The sequence below is a fragment of the Anaerosalibacter massiliensis genome, from assembly GCF_024623155.1.
GTDB lineage: Bacteria > Bacillota > Clostridia > Tissierellales > Sporanaerobacteraceae > Anaerosalibacter > Anaerosalibacter massiliensis.
In genome coordinates this window covers 1-17875 of sequence record NZ_JANJZL010000003.1, presented here as the reverse complement: position 1 = coordinate 17875, position 17875 = coordinate 1, and the positions used below count along the sequence as shown (strand labels likewise).

Genomic DNA, 17875 nt, shown 5'->3' with positions numbered 1-17875 from the left:
GTATTCCTGTGTATTTAGCCTTATTCAACAGATTTTAAGGATTCTACCATTTTTATATCCTTTAGTCTGAAGTACATTACAAAGTTTACTGAAGCAGCAAATAGTATAGTGAGTATAGCAGAATATATATAACTTACAAACCTTATGTCTCGGCTAAACATCATACTATCTATTTCACCAGTAAGAATTATATATCTATGGAGAAATACACCCATAAAAAGTCCTAATATTGTACCTATAATAGTAAGGATTATATTTTCTCTATAAACATAACTAGATACTTCATTGTCATAAAATCCAAGTACTTTAATGGTAGCTATTTCTCTAAGCCTTTCACTTATATTTACATTAGTTAAATTGTATAAAACTACAAAGGCTAGAGCACCTGCTGAAACAATCAATACAAGTACCACATGATTTAAACTCCCTACGGTATCTTCAAAGCTACTGCTCATACCTGTAATAAAATTCACAGAACTGATTTCTGGATTTTTTAAAAGATTAGTAGAGAGCTTATTCTCAAAACCTTTTGATGTATCTACAGTCTTTGCCAGTAACCCATCATATCTAATTTCTTGATTATAAAGTCTTTCAAATAGTATAGGTGACATGTAAATATAGTGGGACACATAGTTTTCCGCAATACCTGATACCTTCACCCTTATCTTCCTGTTATCTTCATCTTTAATATACACTTCATCTCCTACTTGAACTTGGAGCATTTTAGCTAATTTCTCTGTTATAACGACTCCATCATTAGTCAAAGGAACTTTTTCATTTGTAGTGCGAGATTTTAAATTAATAAAGTTTCTCAAATCATCTATATCTTCAGGAACAACAAGGAAAGCTACTTTCTCCTCTTTTCCTACAATGACATTGATATTTTTCTCATTAGCAAAAATATAATCAGAAATACCCTTATTTTTATTCAATATACTTTTAATATCTCCTTGTTTCTCTGACCTTGTCTCATTTTTCAATCCTATAGTCATATCATATTCATATATTTCATTAAACTGCTTATCAACAATATCTACTATAGAATCCTTAAGACCAAAACCTGCTAGCATTAATGCTGTACAACCTCCAACACCTAAAATAGTCATAAATAATTTCTTCTTATATCTAATTATATTTCTAGCTGTAACCTTTTGAGAAAAATTCATTCTAAACCATATAAATTTTATTCTCTCAAGGAATATTCTCTTACCTGATTTTTGAACTTTAGGTCTTATAAGTAATGCAGGTGTCTCTTTTAATTCCTTATAAGAAGATATCAAGGCTGCTAATGTTGTTGTAAATACTCCAAAGGCCATAGATATAATAGCATAGGGCCAATTAAAAATAATAACTATAGATGGCATTGTATACATAATTCTATAGGCATTAAATATTATGGTAGGAAAAACTTTAAATCCTATTAAAACTCCAAATATACTGCCACTAATACTAGCAATGCCAGCATATATTATATATTTTAAAGCTATGGAAAATTTGCTATATCCTAATGCCTTAAGAGTACCTATATAGGTCCTTTGTTCATCAACCATTCTAGTCATAGTAGTTAAAGATACTAATGCAGCTATAAGAAAGAAAAATACTGGAAATACTTTTGAAATAGCATCTATCCTATCTGCTGCCATTTCATAATCAATGAAATCAAATGTTTGATTTCTTTTAATCACATACCACTTTGGATCTTTAATATCTTTTATTTCTTCCTCTCCATCCGCTATTTTCTTACGAGCATCTGCTAATTTTTCTTCGGCTTCTCTTTTTCCTTCTTCATATTCTTTTTTTCCATTTTCAAGCTCTTTCCTAGAATTTGCTAACTTTTTATGCCCAGTAACAAACTCACTTTCAGCTTTTCTCTTACCTTCTTGAAGTTTTTTCTCCTCTAATACAATTTGTTTTTCAGAAGAATCTAATTTCTCCTTACCTGTTACAATCTCTTTCTCTGCCATAGACAATTGATTTTTTTTATTTTCTAATTTAGCTTTAGATTTTTCTAACTCTCTCTTTCCATATTCTAATTGTTCTATACCTCCACTATACTTTTTTTCTAATTCTATTTTTTCTTCTTCTGGAAGATTTGTATTTGTTTTTAGAAAAGTCTTAAGCTCATTAAGTTCAGCTTCCTTTTCATTTAATTCCTTCTCAGCAAATTTTATTTCTTTTTCTCCTTTAATAAACTCAGTTTCTGCTTTATTTTTAATCTTATTAAATTCTTGTGATTTCTGATTATATTCCTCTTCCCCTCTTTTTAAATCTTTCTTGCCACTCAATATTTTTTCTTCAGCTTCTTTGACAATTTTATTAAATTCTATTTCCTTATCATGTAATTCCTTCTCACCTTTTACTATTTTATTTTCGCCATCTAAAATTTCCTGATAAGCTTTATTAAGCTCTTTTTTAGATTCCTCTTCTGCCTTTTGAAGTTCTTTCCTACTTATATCTAGCTTTTTATTAGCTTCAGATACTATTTCATTATAAGCTTCTTTAGATCTGACTTTACCAATATTATTAAGCTTTTTCCTTATAGGTTCAAGAATATTATCATACTCATCATCATAGGAGAAAACTCCCTCTGTTTCCTTAAAAGTTAAGAATATATCTGTATACCTAGGTATCTTAAAATTTTCCTCGGAAATCATAATAAAACTATCTATTTTTCCATTTCCAATATCTGTTGTACCTCTCTCAGCAGATACATAATAAGGAGTTTCTACTATTCCTACAATAGTAAATTCATTGTTTTTAAGACTTTCGCCAATATCTTTATCTGTACCAGATGAAAGCTTCACCTTAGAACCTATAGATAAATTAGATTTTAGCATTTTATTTTTTTCAGCAACTGCCTCTCCTAGTTTTTCTGGATATCTACCTTTTACTAATTTAGTCCTGTTTATATAAGATCTATCAGGTTTTTTTATTTTGTTCATAGGCAATGATAGAACTTTAAAAGCCATCTCTTTATTATCTACATTGATTAATGCATCTATAGAATAAGTAGGCAAAACCCCTTGGGCTTCTGACACTTTTTTTATAATATCTATATCTTTATCATTAAATCCTATAGTTGAAATTATTCTCATATCCATTAAATTGTATTCATCAAAATATTTATCAGCAGTTATTTTCATATCTGGAGATGTAGCTTTGATTCCAGCAAAAAAACCAACTCCTAAAGCTACTATGGCGAAAATAGAAAAAAATTTACTTAGAGTTCCTTTAATTTCTCTAAAAGTATCTTTAAGTAATGGATTTCTCATTATTACCACTCGATCCTTTCTACAGGTATTGGGTTTTCATTGAGAGAAATATTTTCTACTTTGCCATTCCTAATTCTAATAACCTTGTCTGCCATAGGAACGATGGCTGTATTGTGAGTTACAACTACAACTGTCATTCCCATTTCTCTACAAGTATCCTGCAATAATTTCAAAATAGCCTTTCCTGTATTATAATCTAATGCTCCTGTAGGCTCATCACATAATAAAAGTTTAGGATTTTTAGCTAGAGCTCTTGCAATAGCTACTCTTTGCTGTTCTCCACCTGAAAGCTGAGCAGGAAAATTATCCTTTCTATATTCAAGACCTACTTGTTTTAAAACCATTTCTGAATCAAGGGGATTTTTACATATTTGTGCAGCTAATTCTACATTTTCAAGAGCAGTAAGATTTTGAACTAAATTATAAAATTGAAAGACAAATCCTATGTCATGTCTTCTATAGGAAGTTAGTTCTCTTTCATCGTATCCACTTATTTCATTTCCATCTACTATTATTTCGCCACTAGTTGGAGAATCCATTCCCCCTAGTATGTTCAATACTGTACTTTTCCCAGCACCACTAGAACCTACGATTATAACAAACTCTTCTCTATCAACGGAAAAGCTCATTCCATCTAAAGCTTTTATTTCCACTTCCCCCATTTGATAAATTTTTCTAATTTCATTCAATTCTATATATTTAGCCAATTAACTCACTCCCAATGTTAAGTTAATAGTATTATACCATTTTATAATAACTGTCTGCTATAATATATAAAAAATAGCTTTATATATACAAAGCTATTTTTTCTTAGTTTTTATTTTAACTATATAGTCCACATACATATTCCTTCGTTCTATTATCTTTAGGATTTATAAATATTTCTTCTGTTTTCCCATATTCTACTAACTCCCTATCTAATATAAAAGCTGTATAATCTAATACTCTTTTAGCTTGAAATAATAGGTGCCGAAGCTCCCATGGCAATTCCTCCAGCTAAAGTTATTGCAGAAATTACATCAGATTTACATAAAGGTAATATAAGTTTAAATGTCATTTAGGCTTTAAAATATTTAGCTTCTTGTGTAGGACTTTCATATGTATTCTCTTTTTCTGTAGGTTTCGTATTCTCTTTTCCACATCCAGATATAACTATGGTAAATATTAAAATAACAGATAAAAGTAAACTAATTTTCCTTTTCATCTAATCTCCCCTTAGTACTTATATTATTTGCATATAAAACATCCCATTGTATTGTTAATTTTATAACTCATCACTTTATATATGAAATAGATAATATCTATAGTATTAAACTAGTTTATATGTTTTACCTATTAATATGAAGCCTTCCTCAATTTAATTTTTAACAAAAATTTAAAATGAGGAATCATTTTTAGAGTTATATTTATCTTTCTTAAAATTGTATCTAATCTTTAACAATCCTCTTGTACCACGAAGGTTATTGAAATACTAACTTTTTCCCATTTTACTTTACATCCTATTTATAGGAAAAAGTTAAAATAATAGTAAAAATTCTAACAGCTATAACTTCAATAAAATATTGATTATAAATTCGTATAGTATTATACATCTATTTATAAATATTTTAGATTAAAACTAATAAATAATGTATAATATAGTAGATATTATTTAAACTGGAGGTCTATATATGAATTTAGAAATTATTAAAAAATTCGGAGATTTACAAGAAAGATTTTATTCAGAAACAGATACTTCTGATGGCCTAATAGGTTTTAATTCTGACGAAGGACAATGGGTAATAAACCCATTTAAAAGTAAATGTTTACGCTATAATGTGAACCCTTTAGAATACTATAATAAAGAAAGCTTTGAATATTTTTGAAATGAATTAATAAAATTAAATTTTTAAGTAAAATTATATATTGTGAAAAATATAGGATAATAAATTAATAATATAATTTATAGTAGTTATCAAATAACCAAATTTATATGAGGGGGATCAAAGTAATGAAAAGTATTTTAAACGCTAATCAAGTCTACGATTTATTATTAGATTCAAATATTATTGGGGCTAATGGATATATTTCATTTGAATTAGCAAATATAAAAGTAAGGATTGATACTACAGATACAGTAGGTATTACTCTACAAGCCTGGCTAAAACAATGGTTTTTAGAAAATGATATATATTTCTCTGAACCTGCTAATACTCAAGACTTTCCTGACTTTTATTTACATAATACAAATAAAAAATCTAATATGTTAGAAGTTAAAGCATTCAAATATTCTCGTTCACCTGCTTTTGATATAGCAAATTTCGAATCCTATTGTGCTTCTTTAGAACAAGAAGCGTATCGACTTGATGCAGATTATATTATTTTTGGATATGATATGAATAAAGAAGGATATATAACTATAAAAAAAGTATGGCTTAAAAAAATATGGGAAATAACTGGTTCATCTAGTCGATTCCCTTTAAAAACACAAGTTAAAAGAGATGTTATATATAATATACGTCCATCTATAAATTTTAAAAATGGTACAGAACCAGACTTCAAAAATAAAGAAGATTTATTAAAAGCTATATATGAAACTCTAATTTTATATAGAGGAAACAAGGTTGCTAATACTTGGATAAAAAATACTATAGAATCATACTACAATTATACTAATCAGAGATTAGAAATATTATAAAACTTTCAAATAGGTATGTCTTATAAAGACATACCTATTTGAATTTCTTCTATATTTTTTAAATTTTCCTTGTATTCTTTTCCCAATCTTAAAGATATATCTCTAACTACTGGTATTACAACTGTATTACCTAATAAATCAAAAGCTTTCCTTTTATCTCTTTCACTTCCATTAAAACATTCTAATGAATAGTCATCAGGATATCCAAACAACCTCAATCCTTCTCTCAAAGTTAATCTTCTAATACCATTACCATCAACTACTCCTAATTTTGATACATCAGTAGCTACTAATGTAGGAGAAATATCATTAGGATCTAATATTTTGGTAAATTCAAAACTTAATTTTCCAGTAACAATATTATATCCTTTAGGCTTAGTTATATCATATTCTCTTCGTTTAATAGTTTTACCATTGGAAAGTTTTTTCTCTACAACATCTTTAGGATGTTCTAATACCAAATACCCTTTTTCAACCAAATCATCTAAAAGATCTTTTAGATTTTTGTGTTTATAAAAAGTAGCTATTTGCTCTACTGTTAAGGGCATTCCATCCATCCACTTTATACCTATTTTTTCAGCCCAATGTTTTTTCCTTCGTTCTTTAAAAAGTAATTCTAATAATACTTTTTGTTCATCTGACACCTCACCTTTTAATTCAATAGTCCAGCTATGTATATTGTTATCTCCGCCTCTTTTATCTTTTATAGCTTTTCCATATAACTCTTCAGGTTTAAAATGTTTTAAAAGGCAACTTGTAAAATGTGTATCTAATGTTCCTATCCCAGATTCTTGTATTTCACCAAATGTTTTATATCTTTTTTCAAAGCCATCTAGATTGATTTTCTTATTCAATGTTCCAACAATAAAAACTCTTTTCCTTGATTGCGGAACTCCAAAATCTTTAGAATCTAACAATTTCCATTCAACTCTATAACCTAATTCTTTGAGTGTCCTTAGTATAATAGTTAAAGTTCTACCTATTTCATCTTTTGGCTTCTTCTTATCATGAGTTATTAAACCTTCTACATTTTCTAATATAAAACCATAAGGTCTTTTTTCTTTTAATATTCTTCCAACTTCAAAAAAAAGTGTCCCTCTTGTATCTAAAAAACCTAATCCCTTACCAGCAGTACTAAAAGCTTGACATGGAAACCCTGCTAATAAAATATCAAAGTCTGGTATCTCCTTAGATTTAACTTGTGTAATATCACCTAATAACTTTTCATGATCAAAGTTTTCTTCTAATGCTTTAATTGCATATGTTTTAATTTCTGATGTCATAACACATCGTGTATTAAAACCCAATTCTTTAAAAGCCTGCTCAAATCCTAATCGCAATCCACCCATACCCGCAAACAAGTCAATAAATCTGACTTCTTTTTTATATAGTAAATTTTGCTCTGCAATATTAAAATCTTCAAACAAGGATAATTGCACAATTATACACTCCTCTTTTAAACTTTATTTATTTAACGTCGCATCGTTAATACTATTGTATATAAATTTTTCTCTATTGTCAACTATATGTCATTGTATGTTAATAACTTCTTTGTTATACTTTAATTAATAAGAATACAATTATTGAGGTGGTTAAATATGGATATATCTCAAGCTACTGCAAAAAGAATTTTAAATTTATGTGAAACTCAAGATATTAGTATTAACAAACTTGCTTCTTTATCTCAAGTTACTCAATCTACAATTAATAGCATTGTTAGTGGTGAAAGTAAAAACCCAAAATTAAAAACTATATTAAAAATTTGTTATGGATTAAATATATCTTTAAAAGATTTCTTTAATTCACCTTATTTTGATAATTTAATATAAGATTAAATTTATTTTATTAATATTTCATTACTTAATATTGTTATTTTTAGCTATTTTAATAATTCTATATCAATATATTTTATATAATTTTCTATTTTCTCATTGTTAAGATTTTTCCTAAATTGATAAGCCTTTTTTCTTTACTCTTATCATTATTTCTTAGTATATTGTTTATCTTTTTGCATTTTTTATTTTACTTATTCTTTCTTGATTGAAGCTCTTTAAAATCTTTGCTAATACTATTTATTTGGCTGTTAAAATATTTTAATATTGATAAAATTTCCTCTATATCAATATTAAGACCTATATCTAATTTTTTTAATCCAACTTTTGGATATTCAAACGAAAAGATTTCTTCTTCATCTTTCCTGTGAAAGTTCTTTTTATTAAATATATGTTTATAATATTTTAACTCATACATTGTCCTATCACCTTCTTTATTTCTGCTTCTATTTCACTTTTTAATTCATTTACTTCTTCCATTATTTCTTTGAATGGTCTTAGGCTTTCGTATTTATAGAAGTATCTTGTGAAAGGAATTTCATAGCCTATTTTAGTTTTCTTATGATCTATCTAAAACTCCTTTACATGGGAGCTACTTCTCTTTTTACATAGTTTTCTATATTTTCTTTTTCTATATGCTCTGTTGTATCTACACTATATTCTTCTACATCTATAGATAGTGGTATATTTTCTGTATCTCTTAAATAAGTATCTGCTTCTTTTTTCTTCCCTTTATACAATAGTCTGCAGTTTCATCTCTTTTTGATAGTTCCATAAGGATAGCTTTTTTTAGTCCATTAGTTAGTTTTATATCTTTGAAAATATTTTTTAAGTGTTTTTCAAACTCATCCCTATTTTTATATAATTTATCATTTATATTTTCCTTTAATATATCGATTATTTTATCTTGGAATGCTTTGCTCTCATGTAGTTTTTCCAATTTTTTTAGATTCTTCTTTTTTATATATTGTTTTTCTTTTTCTAGTTCTAATTCTTCTACCTTTTCTTTATCATATAACTTTGGAAAAGCTGTTCTCCATATATATTTTCTATTCTCTCTTCTGATATTTGGAAATTTAGTTTCAATGGCCTTTCTATAGTTACCTTTAAATATCCAAATCCTTTATTATCAAATATTTTGCAGTATTCATTTTCTTTAAACTGCCCATAAATTCTTGCTATTTTTTCTATATCTTTTTTACTTATTTCATTTCTTTTAGAGCCTAAGGATTTTCTCATTTCATGATAGAAACTAGTTGCATTTGCTAATCGAACCTTTCCTTACTGGTCCTTTCAAAATATCATCATTTTTTCTATTTGTTAAAACACATATATAGGTAGCTATACCTATATCGTAAAATAAATCTGTAGGTAATGCTACTATACCTTCTAACATATCATTTTCTATTATCCATCTTCTAATTTCTGATTCTCCAGAACCTATATCCCCTGTAAAAAGTGGAGAGCTATTGAATATAATGCCCATTCTAGAATCTTTCTTATCTTCTATCATTTTCAAAACCATATGTTGAAGAAACAATAATGAACCATCAGAATTCCTTGGTATACCAGCACCAAAACGTCCACTAAACCCTAGTTTCTTTGCTTTTTTTCAATAAAATTCTTGTGTTTTTCCAATTTACTCCAAAAGGTGAATTCATAAGGGCAAATCTTACTTTTTGATCTTTATATGCATCTTTTGCAAAGGAGTTTCCAAATACTATATTTCTTTCCCGTTGTTCTTTCATAAGAATATCTGATTTACATATAGCATAGGATTGATTATTTAACTCTTGTACAAAAACTTCAACTTGGGCTTTTGTATTTAGGTCTTTTATATAATTTGTAGCAACAGAAAGCATACCACCAGTCCCACAAGCAGAATCTCCTACTGTAAAATACTTCCTAGAGTAGTCAGTTCTTCTTCTAATCCATTGAATATAAGATTCACCATTAGTTCTATAACCTCTCCTGGTGTATAATGATCTCCTGCTTTTGCATTTTCAGAAAATCTTCTTATAAGTTCTTCAAAAATATATCCCATTTCTTGATTAGTAACTACATCTGGATGCAGATCTATATTATTAAGTTCTTTTATAACTAGAAAAAGCAAATCGTTGTCATCCAGCTTTTTAATTTCATTATCAAACTCGAAGTATTCAATTATCTCTCTAATATTTAAAGAAAATCCTTGTATATAATTTTCAAAATTTGCTCTTATATTATCTGGATCTTCTGTTAGTTTCTCAAAATCGAATTTAGATTTATTTGAAAATCTATAATCAGCTACATTGTTTAAAATTATTTTCAATATCGGTTGTTTTGGCTTTCTCTAATACTTTATCTTTTGTATCTTGAAGTAAACAATCAAAACGCCCTAATACAGCCATAGGAAGTATAACATCTCCATATTTTTCTGGCTTATATGATCCCCTTAAAAACTCTGCAATTTTCTATATAAAATTCACTTTTTCATTAAAATTCTCCGTCAAGTATCACTCTTTCAATTTATTTTATAATAGTTATTCTACAATTATTATATTAATTAAGCTGAACTAACTCAAGCTATAACACAAAAGAACCTTCTCTCTATGTTCTACTATAAATTTTAAGAAAGAATATTAGAATAATGTATTTACTTATTTTTTAGATAAATATAAAAAAGGAAGAACTTCTAATCCAGATGTAATGTGTAATTAAAAAATAAAAGGCTACTTTAAAATTATTTATAAATAATTTTAAAATAGCCCTCTTTAATATCTTAAAATATTTTATCTAAACCAATACAGGATCACTAACTGAACTATCAATATTCTTTTTAGAGTCTTTATATATTTGTGCAACTTCATCATAGCCTTTATTTATTACATTTTTTGTACTGGCAACTGAACTTTTTACAGTATTAGCTATATCTATACTTGCTGCCTTTACCTCGGATGCTATAGTTTTTACCGAATTTACTATTTCTCTTCCAACTGATACTATAGCATTCTTAACTGTTTTAATCTTAGACTCTGATTTTTTAACAGTATTTACTATATTATTACAATGCTCTTTAATATTCTTATAGCCAGTTGAAAAAGTATTTGGTATTCTCTTTATAGGTTCCTTAATAGAATCTACACCTACTTTTATAAAGCTTACAGTTTCTATTCCTTTTTTCAAAATTCCATTAGTAGGATTTTTTATTGCTGCCGTAACATTAGTTGCTGTAAGTCCAACTTTGCCTACTATTTCAATAACATCCTCACCTATAGAAACTGCTGTTTTTAATGTTTCTCCAACTATAGATGTAGCAGAACTTACAACCTCTCTTGCAGCTTGTTCCAACTGTGAAACTGTAGTAGATACTTCTTTATATGTATTACATACTAGTGAAGTAGTTTCCCTTGTTTTATCAGCAACTGATTTAGAAACATTTTTTATGCTTTTACCTATTGAATTAAATCCATCTTTAATAGTATTTGAAACTAAAAACACTGTATTCTTAACGCTTTTACCTATAGATATTGCTGTTTTTTTAACATTTTTAATAGTACTTATCCCTATAGATAAGGATTCTGATATTGAATTTAAAGAGGAACTTACGGAGCTTTTAGTTGTATCTTTCACCTTAGCTACAACCTCTTTAGTATCAATAGTATTTTTCACAACTAATTCCCTGTATTCATCTTCAACTGCTTTAATATTATTATCTACTATGTTTGTTTTACAATTATTATTATTCATCTTTTTGGTTTCTGATTTATATATATTATTATTTATAGAATTTAAACTATTAATACTATCAGAACATCTTATCATAGTTCTCAACTCCTTTTTTTAATTAATATGTTATTTCTCCTTGTGAAGAATATGAGCTTGTCTCTGATAATGTAAATTTGTCCTCTAAAATAAATTCTCCATCTATAAATAGCTTCATTGTCCAAACTCCACAAGGGTATTGTCGTGTCTTATCCTCTAAATCCATCCAAAACCACATTTTTATTGGTTTATTCTCTCCCGGTGGTGTAAATAAATTGTTCTCTGTAATCTGAAATAGCTCTTTTTTCGGAGTATACCATGCTGTTGTCACTGTATGCAATCCTGTTACATTGATAAATTCAAATCTTGTCACTACTTTTTTATCTAGCAAAACATTGAAATTTTTCTTATTGGTAACAACTTCTTCATTCAAAATTGAATTTATATTATATTTATCCATATGTACTGTATATTGAGTATTATTATAAAGTCGTTGACCTTGATCGTTAATAATAATTACTGACCAAAGTTCTTCGTTATCATCTGGAAAGTATATATTAGCTGTTGGATCATTAAGCTTTAATTCTCCATTAATAAGAAACTTATATTTATGCTCTCCTGGTGGAAGATCGCAATCAAAAATCCATTTATTGTTTTCTTTTCTCATTAATCCTCTTTCAGAATCATAATTATTAAATTCTCCTATAACAGATATTGTATCTATAGTTATATACTCATTCTCTTCATATTCAAAATTTGTTTTCATGGCAATCCTCCTATCAGATATTTTAGTAAATATTCTAATAATTCTTCAACCATCTTTCTTACTAATTATATCGGCAAATACTCTAATTTCTTAAACATATTTATAAAGTATCTATAATATGTATAAATATTAAGTGTCCTAGTCCCATATCACAACAAATAAAAAGTTAGTGAATTTTATCCAAAATTAAAGAGTCAATTCACTATACAACTGCCCCTCATTTATTTTTTGAAGCCAGACTCAAACTGTCAATAAAATTTATTATATATTACAATACATAATAAAAGAAATAACACAGAGGAATCGTCCCTCTGTGTTATTTCTTTTTTACCATATCAGCAATAGCATAATTAGGTGAATCTGTAATTGTTTTAATATTTTTCTTGAAACGTTCATATCTGGAGTAGCAATAGTCTAGAAAATCATCGCCATTATAGTGTCTAATCATAGCCCATACCATCCAAAGTAAATCCTGTGCCATCATATAGCACTTTATTTTTAATATTTCTTCATCTGTTGGAAATTCACCATAATAATCTAAAAGGAGATATTGAATTGCATCTTCAGTCAATCTAGATTCAAGGATATAGGAAGCTATATCCCAGCTTGGATCATTCATTCCAGAATACTCCCAGTCTATAAGATAAGTTTTCCCATTTTTATCAACTACAAAATTTTCAGGTACTGTATCATTATGACAGGGGACAGAAATTGTATTCTTAATATTTTTTTGCATGAAATCAATTAATTCTTCCTTCAATATGCCATAGTCAAAGAAAAAAACACCATTAAGCTTTTCAACAATTCGTTCATATTTATTCAATTCTACTTGCCAATCGAAGGAATTAGGAAAACACTTTTGACTAGAGTGAATTTTTTTCATTATAGCGGAAACATTTCTTAGATTTGTAATACAACATGGATCAATTTGACCAATGTTTTTACTGTCTTTAATATATACGCTAACCTTAATACCACTAACTTCGTCAAAATATACACACTCAGAATTCAAACCAATATCCAAAGCAATTTTATTGTTAACTTTTTCAATTTTACGATCAATCATAAGATTAGCCATGCCACCTGGTTGTCGAACAACATATTCAGTTCCTTTGATATCCATAATATAATTGTAGTTAGTAAGTCCACCTGTAAAACGAGATTTATCAAATATTATACTATTATCATTAAAAATAATACGTAATTTTTTTTGTATTAGTTCTTCTATTTCCATAAATAATCCACCACACATATTTAAGTCAATTATTTTTCTAATGAAAAATATAATTGGCAAACAAACATGCCAATTTATAATTCTCTAAAATCTGCTTTAAAGTTTATTATATCAATGATAACCCCAATAATCAACACCCATATAAAACAAAAACTTTTAATCTCTTGCTGTTGTCAAAGGTTATTAGAAGATTAAATAGAAGAAATCATATCTTTGAAAGTTGATATTGTACAAGAAGTCCAATATTGTACAATATTGGATTTCAACTGGATACAATAGTACTAAAACTATATATTGAATCTACAATAAATCAGTTATTCTTTATGGTATCATTAATACTAATAATCATTATTCACCTGTTAAAAATCAGTAAAATTGATTAAAAAATATAGAAAATAAAATGATAGGAGGGCAGAATAATGGAAGACAAATTCAAACTAAAATCCAAGGTTTATTTTAATATGGAATTCACACAATTTTTAGAACAAGTTTCTGGTTCTCGGGCATTTATTGTTTCAGATTCAATCATGGAAAAACTAGGATATCTTCAAAAAGCAGTAGATTCACTAAACAAAGCTGGAATAAGTTCCGTTACGTTTACAGGAGTTCGACCTGATCCAGATATTAATGTAGTTGCAGAAGGAATGAGATTATATAAGGAAAGCAATGCAGATGTTTTAATTGCAATTGGTGGAGGTTCTACTATTGATACTGCCAAGGGAATAATGTATTTTTCATGGCATTTAGAAAACACAACAAATGACAAAATGAAAAAACCGTTGTTCATTGCTATTCCATCTACAAGTGGGACAGGCTCAGAAGTAACAGATTTTACTGTTATTACCTCCCAGGGGGAAAAGGTATGCATTGTAGATGATTTTATTGCACCAGATATTGCAATACTTGATTCTACCTGTATACAACATGTTCCTCAACATGTAGTTGTAGATACTGGCATAGATGCTTTAGTTCATGCTATAGAAGCCTATGTTTCTACGAATGCAACTGACTTTACAGATGCTCTTTGTGAGAAAGCAGTTAAGCTAATTTTTGAAAACATCAAAACAATTTACAATGACATTAAGGATTCTAATGCTAGAGATCGTATTCAAAATGCTTCATGTATGGCAGGAATAGCATTTACAAATACTGGCCTTGGCATCAATCACAGCTTAGCTCATGCTATGGGTGGAACTTTTCATATATCCCATGGTCGATCTAATGCACTTCTACTTAATGCAGTAATAGAATATAATTCTAATTTAGAAAGAAGTATCAACGAATATGCTGCTAACAAATATGCAAAACTGGCAAAAATTCTACAACTTCCAGCTCGAACAAATCGTGAGGGAACTGTGAATTTCATACAAGCTTTAAGTGAATTAAAAAAATATCTAGGTGTCGAAGAAAGTATTCGAGCTCTTGGAATTGATCAAGATGAGTTTGAAAGCTCTTTAGAACATATGGCTGAAGCTGCATTAGGCGATAGATGTACTCCTACTAATCCTAGACAACCTTCTAAAGAAGAACTAATACATATTTATCAAAAATGCTATTGATAAATATTAAATAATAGAAAAAATTGGCAAGGGGCAAAAACATAGGTTTTGGCCCTTTACCTATTTCACCCGTTCTACTCAATTTATACCAATATATGGAGACTAGTCAGTTTTTACATTGTAAATATATTTTACATATAGTATAATAAATATGTGAAATTTCAATAGTTAGCCCTTTACTATGTAAAGGAGCGGGGATAATACCAAAATCTAGAAGAGGTGCATTACAAGCATGAATAAAACTGATAGTCCACTTAAAAAATTAATAACCTCGAATTTATATACCCGCTATAGTAATATTTTATCCATATCAGATATTTCTCTGTTTTTACTAGATACAAATGGTGACATTCTGCTTGAGTTTATTCCATCCCCCGACTTTTGCACCAATGTGTGCCAAGAGAGGGATAAAAAAGTATGCCCCGACTACATATGTCAATTAGAAAATGACAAAGAAGGTAGATTTGTCTGCCATAATGGTCTTGAAAATATTCTTTCCCCTATTATAGTGAAAGATAAAACTATAGGCTATATAGCTGGTATGCAAGTATATTCGAAAGACAATGAACACAAAAAATACATGATTGATATTTATGACTTTAAAAAAAGTGAAAATGCAAATTTGGAATTTATTGCTAAATCGATTTCCTCATTGAAAACCGTAGAATCAAAAAAAATTAAAATACAGGAACAATTATGTAACCAAATTGCTAGAAATATTTCTCTTGATTTATCTGAAAACATCAATAATTCCAATCAGGATATAGAGAAATTGTCAATTGAAAAGGATATACTGGAAAAAAAGATTATTGATTTAGAAGCAAAAAATATGTCTTTGGCAGTTAATCCTCATTTTTTATTTAATACTTTAAATTGTATAGCCAGAATAGCTTATTTTGAGAACTCCCATACAACAGAGGAACTTATATATTGTCTTTCTGATTTACTAAGATATAATTTAAAGCAGGATAGCCAACTTCATACCATTGGTGCTGAAATTAACAATATTGAAAAGTATCTATACATTCAGAAGGTAAGATTTAAAAGCCGTCTAGAGTATGAAATAGATGTTCCGGAAGATCTTAAATCTTATAAAATCCCCAATATGGTTATTCAGCCAATCGTAGAAAATGCTTTAATCCATGGAATAGCCCCAAAACGAGATGGTGGTAAAATAAGTATCTATGCAGAAAAGTATAATAATGAAATTGTTATTTCTATTATGGATAATGGGAATGGTTTTCCAAAAGATGTATTGATAAATATACAACAATCTGAAAATAAATCGGGTCTAGGTTTTCGAAATACAGACAAGCGTTTGAAGCGATACTATGGAAAACAATATGGACTTAAAATTGTAAAATCTGATTATAGCGGAAGTACAGTTACTATAACAATTCCTACACAACCTATTGCGAGGTGATAATATGAGTGTAGTCTTGATTGTAGAGGATGAAATGCTTGAACAAGAGTTTCTCAAATCAATTGTACTTAAGGAGCTTCTTCCAGAGGATAAACTGCTAACCTGCGAAAGCGGAGTTCAAGCTATAGAATTATCAAAAGAATATAAACCAAATATTATTATAATGGACATACTAATTCCTGAAATGGATGGTCTGAAAACTATTGAAGAGATCAAAAAATTTTTGCCAAATACATGTATCTCTATTTTATCGGCTTATTCAGACTTTTCCTATGCACAAAAAGCAATTAAACTTCAGGTTTTCGAATATTTATTAAAACCTGTAAAACCAACGGTTTTTAAAGAAACTTTTCATAAAATGCTAGATTGTGTAAACGAATCTCAACTAATAGTAAAGGAGAATGAAGATGTAGAAGCTAGTGAATGCCAGAAATGCTTTATAGAAGAATCTGTAAGATATATTAAAGAGCATTTCAAAGAAAAATTGACCTTGGAAATGGTTGCTTCTAAGGTATTTATGAACCCTCAATATTTCAGTCGTGCTTTTAAAGAAGATATGGGTGTTTCATTTTCAACTTATATAAATGATCTAAAAATTAAACATGCTTGCAGATTGTTAGAAACAACTAATTATCCTGCTTACCGAATTTCAATGGAATGTGGTTTTTCAGATCCATCTTATTTTAATAGGGTATTCCGTGCACAGATGAACATGACTCCCATAGACTATAGAAAGTATATTTGTTTATCAATGCAAAAGGACTAAATTTATGAATCTAATAAAATTGAATTTATGAATAATTTATAGGGGTAGATGTAATATCTACCCCTATATTGATGATTAATTATTATTTCAACTATCTACTATAAATATAATATATCTATTTATATTCTAAAGTTTATTTTGTGTTTTTCTTTCCCATTTTAGGAAGAATAGTTTCAACCTCAACATGTGGACGAGGTATAACATGTACTGAAATTAATTCACCAACACGTTGTGCTGCAGCAGCACCAGCATCAGTTGCTGCTTTTACAGCACCTACATCTCCTCTTACCATTACTGTTACAAGACCAGCACCAATATGTTCTTTACCAATTAGTTGAACATTTGCTGCTTTAACCATTGCATCTGAAGCTTCAATAGAACCTACTAATCCTTTTGTTTCAATCATTCCTAATGCATCATGTTCCATTTTTATTCCCTCCTGAGTCTATAGTCTATTTTACGTCTTCCTTAGCTGTTTTAGGAAGAATAGTTTCAACCTCAACATGTGGACGAGGTATAACATGTACTGAAATTAATTCACCAACACGTTGTGCTGCAGCAGCACCAGCATCAGTTGCTGCTTTTACAGCACCTACATCTCC

23 protein-coding genes and 2 pseudogenes are annotated in these 17875 nt (G+C 28.5%); 7 read left to right on the top strand and 18 right to left on the bottom strand.

Annotated elements, in window-relative coordinates; all coding sequences use genetic code 11:
- Window positions 1-20: 20 nt before the first annotated feature.
- The 4 genes from NSA23_RS05420 to NSA23_RS05405 form a co-directional block, all read right to left on the bottom strand.
- On the bottom strand, window positions 21-3272 hold the full coding sequence (locus NSA23_RS05420) for an FtsX-like permease family protein (protein WP_257490318.1): 3252 nt from the start codon (window positions 3270-3272) through the stop codon (window positions 21-23).
- A 2-nt stretch (window positions 3273-3274) separates the two neighbouring features.
- A complete protein-coding gene (locus NSA23_RS05415) occupies window positions 3275-3934 on the bottom strand; it encodes an ABC transporter ATP-binding protein (RefSeq protein ID WP_187116619.1) in 660 nt (219 codons plus the stop codon).
- A gap of 160 nt (window positions 3935-4094) precedes the next feature.
- Window positions 4095-4259 carry a hypothetical protein gene (locus NSA23_RS05410; RefSeq protein WP_257490317.1) on the bottom strand — a complete coding sequence of 55 codons (165 nt, stop codon included), beginning with the start codon at window positions 4257-4259 and terminating at the stop codon, window positions 4095-4097.
- A 70-nt stretch (window positions 4260-4329) separates the two neighbouring features.
- Window positions 4330-4476, bottom strand: coding sequence for a hypothetical protein (locus NSA23_RS05405; protein WP_257490316.1), 147 nt, complete (start codon window positions 4474-4476; stop codon window positions 4330-4332).
- Between the two features lie 466 nt (window positions 4477-4942).
- On the opposite strand from NSA23_RS05405, the gene NSA23_RS05400 reads away from it, so the two are divergent.
- A complete protein-coding gene (locus tag NSA23_RS05400) occupies window positions 4943-5137 on the top strand; it encodes a hypothetical protein (RefSeq protein ID WP_257490315.1) in 195 nt (64 codons plus the stop codon).
- Between the two features lie 125 nt (window positions 5138-5262).
- Complete coding sequence (locus NSA23_RS05395; protein WP_257490314.1) at window positions 5263-5949, top strand: NgoBV family restriction endonuclease; 687 nt, start codon at window positions 5263-5265, stop codon at window positions 5947-5949.
- Between the two features lie 20 nt (window positions 5950-5969).
- Here the strand turns inward: NSA23_RS05395 and dcm are convergent, their stop codons facing one another.
- Complete coding sequence (gene dcm / locus NSA23_RS05390; protein WP_257490313.1) at window positions 5970-7388, bottom strand: DNA (cytosine-5-)-methyltransferase; 1419 nt, start codon at window positions 7386-7388, stop codon at window positions 5970-5972.
- A gap of 159 nt (window positions 7389-7547) precedes the next feature.
- Here dcm and NSA23_RS05385 point away from each other — a divergent pair, with 159 nt between their 5' ends.
- Window positions 7548-7778: a helix-turn-helix domain-containing protein gene (locus tag NSA23_RS05385; protein ID WP_257490312.1), complete on the top strand. Its 231-nt coding sequence runs from the start codon at window positions 7548-7550 to the stop codon at window positions 7776-7778.
- A gap of 193 nt (window positions 7779-7971) precedes the next feature.
- On the opposite strand, the gene NSA23_RS05380 is transcribed toward NSA23_RS05385, so the two are convergent.
- The 8 genes and pseudogenes from NSA23_RS05380 to NSA23_RS05345 all read right to left on the bottom strand — a co-directional run bounded on the left by NSA23_RS05380 (window position 7972) and on the right by NSA23_RS05345 (window position 10231).
- Window positions 7972-8199, bottom strand: a complete 228-nt coding sequence (locus tag NSA23_RS05380) for a hypothetical protein (protein WP_257490311.1) — start codon at window positions 8197-8199, stop codon at window positions 7972-7974.
- A gap of 163 nt (window positions 8200-8362) precedes the next feature.
- A complete protein-coding gene (locus NSA23_RS05375) occupies window positions 8363-8521 on the bottom strand; it encodes a hypothetical protein (protein ID WP_257490310.1) in 159 nt (52 codons plus the stop codon).
- Window positions 8482-8721: a hypothetical protein gene (locus NSA23_RS05370; RefSeq protein ID WP_257490309.1), complete on the bottom strand. Its 240-nt coding sequence runs from the start codon at window positions 8719-8721 to the stop codon at window positions 8482-8484. The genes NSA23_RS05375 and NSA23_RS05370 overlap by 40 nt, the downstream gene beginning before the upstream one ends.
- 56 nt (window positions 8722-8777) lie before the next feature.
- Complete coding sequence (locus NSA23_RS05365) at window positions 8778-9020, bottom strand: hypothetical protein (RefSeq protein ID WP_257490308.1); 243 nt, start codon at window positions 9018-9020, stop codon at window positions 8778-8780.
- A 13-nt stretch (window positions 9021-9033) separates the two neighbouring features.
- A pseudogene (locus tag NSA23_RS05360) lies at window positions 9034-9351 on the bottom strand (HsdM family class I SAM-dependent methyltransferase); the annotation flags it as partial.
- A 16-nt stretch (window positions 9352-9367) separates the two neighbouring features.
- On the bottom strand, window positions 9368-9643 hold the full coding sequence (locus tag NSA23_RS05355; RefSeq protein ID WP_257490307.1) for an N-6 DNA methylase: 276 nt from the start codon (window positions 9641-9643) through the stop codon (window positions 9368-9370).
- Between the two features lie 26 nt (window positions 9644-9669).
- On the bottom strand, window positions 9670-10092 hold the full coding sequence (locus NSA23_RS05350; protein ID WP_257490306.1) for a type I restriction-modification system subunit M N-terminal domain-containing protein: 423 nt from the start codon (window positions 10090-10092) through the stop codon (window positions 9670-9672).
- The gene (locus NSA23_RS05345) at window positions 10064-10231 is read right to left on the bottom strand and encodes a type I restriction-modification system subunit M N-terminal domain-containing protein (protein WP_257490361.1); all 168 of its coding nucleotides are present in this window, start codon (window positions 10229-10231) and stop codon (window positions 10064-10066) included. The genes NSA23_RS05350 and NSA23_RS05345 overlap by 29 nt, the downstream gene beginning before the upstream one ends.
- A gap of 148 nt (window positions 10232-10379) precedes the next feature.
- Between NSA23_RS05345 and NSA23_RS16600 the strand changes: the two are divergent.
- Window positions 10380-10478, top strand: a pseudogene (locus NSA23_RS16600) (hypothetical protein); the annotation flags it as partial.
- Between the two features lie 78 nt (window positions 10479-10556).
- Here NSA23_RS16600 and NSA23_RS05340 read toward each other — a convergent pair.
- From NSA23_RS05340 to NSA23_RS05330, 3 genes are all read right to left on the bottom strand, one after another.
- Window positions 10557-11585: a phage tail family protein gene (locus NSA23_RS05340; protein WP_257490305.1), complete on the bottom strand. Its 1029-nt coding sequence runs from the start codon at window positions 11583-11585 to the stop codon at window positions 10557-10559.
- Window positions 11586-11607: 22 nt separating this feature from the next.
- Complete coding sequence (locus NSA23_RS05335) at window positions 11608-12291, bottom strand: early set domain-containing protein (protein ID WP_042678827.1); 684 nt, start codon at window positions 12289-12291, stop codon at window positions 11608-11610.
- Between the two features lie 316 nt (window positions 12292-12607).
- Entirely contained in the window at window positions 12608-13585 is a 978-nt protein-coding gene (locus tag NSA23_RS05330; protein ID WP_257490304.1) for a choline/ethanolamine kinase family protein, read from the bottom strand.
- A gap of 359 nt (window positions 13586-13944) precedes the next feature.
- On the opposite strand from NSA23_RS05330, the gene NSA23_RS05325 reads away from it, so the two are divergent.
- The 3 genes from NSA23_RS05325 to NSA23_RS05315 all read left to right on the top strand — a co-directional run bounded on the left by NSA23_RS05325 (window position 13945) and on the right by NSA23_RS05315 (window position 17273).
- The gene (locus tag NSA23_RS05325; RefSeq protein ID WP_257490303.1) at window positions 13945-15084 is read left to right on the top strand and encodes a 1-propanol dehydrogenase PduQ; all 1140 of its coding nucleotides are present in this window, start codon (window positions 13945-13947) and stop codon (window positions 15082-15084) included.
- A 232-nt stretch (window positions 15085-15316) separates the two neighbouring features.
- Entirely contained in the window at window positions 15317-16507 is a 1191-nt protein-coding gene (locus NSA23_RS05320) for a histidine kinase (RefSeq protein ID WP_042678830.1), read from the top strand.
- 4 nt (window positions 16508-16511) lie between these two features.
- Entirely contained in the window at window positions 16512-17273 is a 762-nt protein-coding gene (locus NSA23_RS05315; RefSeq protein ID WP_257490302.1) for a response regulator transcription factor, read from the top strand.
- Window positions 17274-17406: 133 nt separating this feature from the next.
- Here NSA23_RS05315 and eutM read toward each other — a convergent pair whose 3' ends face one another.
- Complete coding sequence (eutM, locus tag NSA23_RS05310; RefSeq protein WP_042678832.1) at window positions 17407-17700, bottom strand: ethanolamine utilization microcompartment protein EutM; 294 nt, start codon at window positions 17698-17700, stop codon at window positions 17407-17409.
- A gap of 25 nt (window positions 17701-17725) precedes the next feature.
- Window positions 17726-17875 (bottom strand): BMC domain-containing protein (locus NSA23_RS05305; RefSeq protein ID WP_257490360.1); only part of this gene is annotated, 150 nt, incomplete at its 5' end.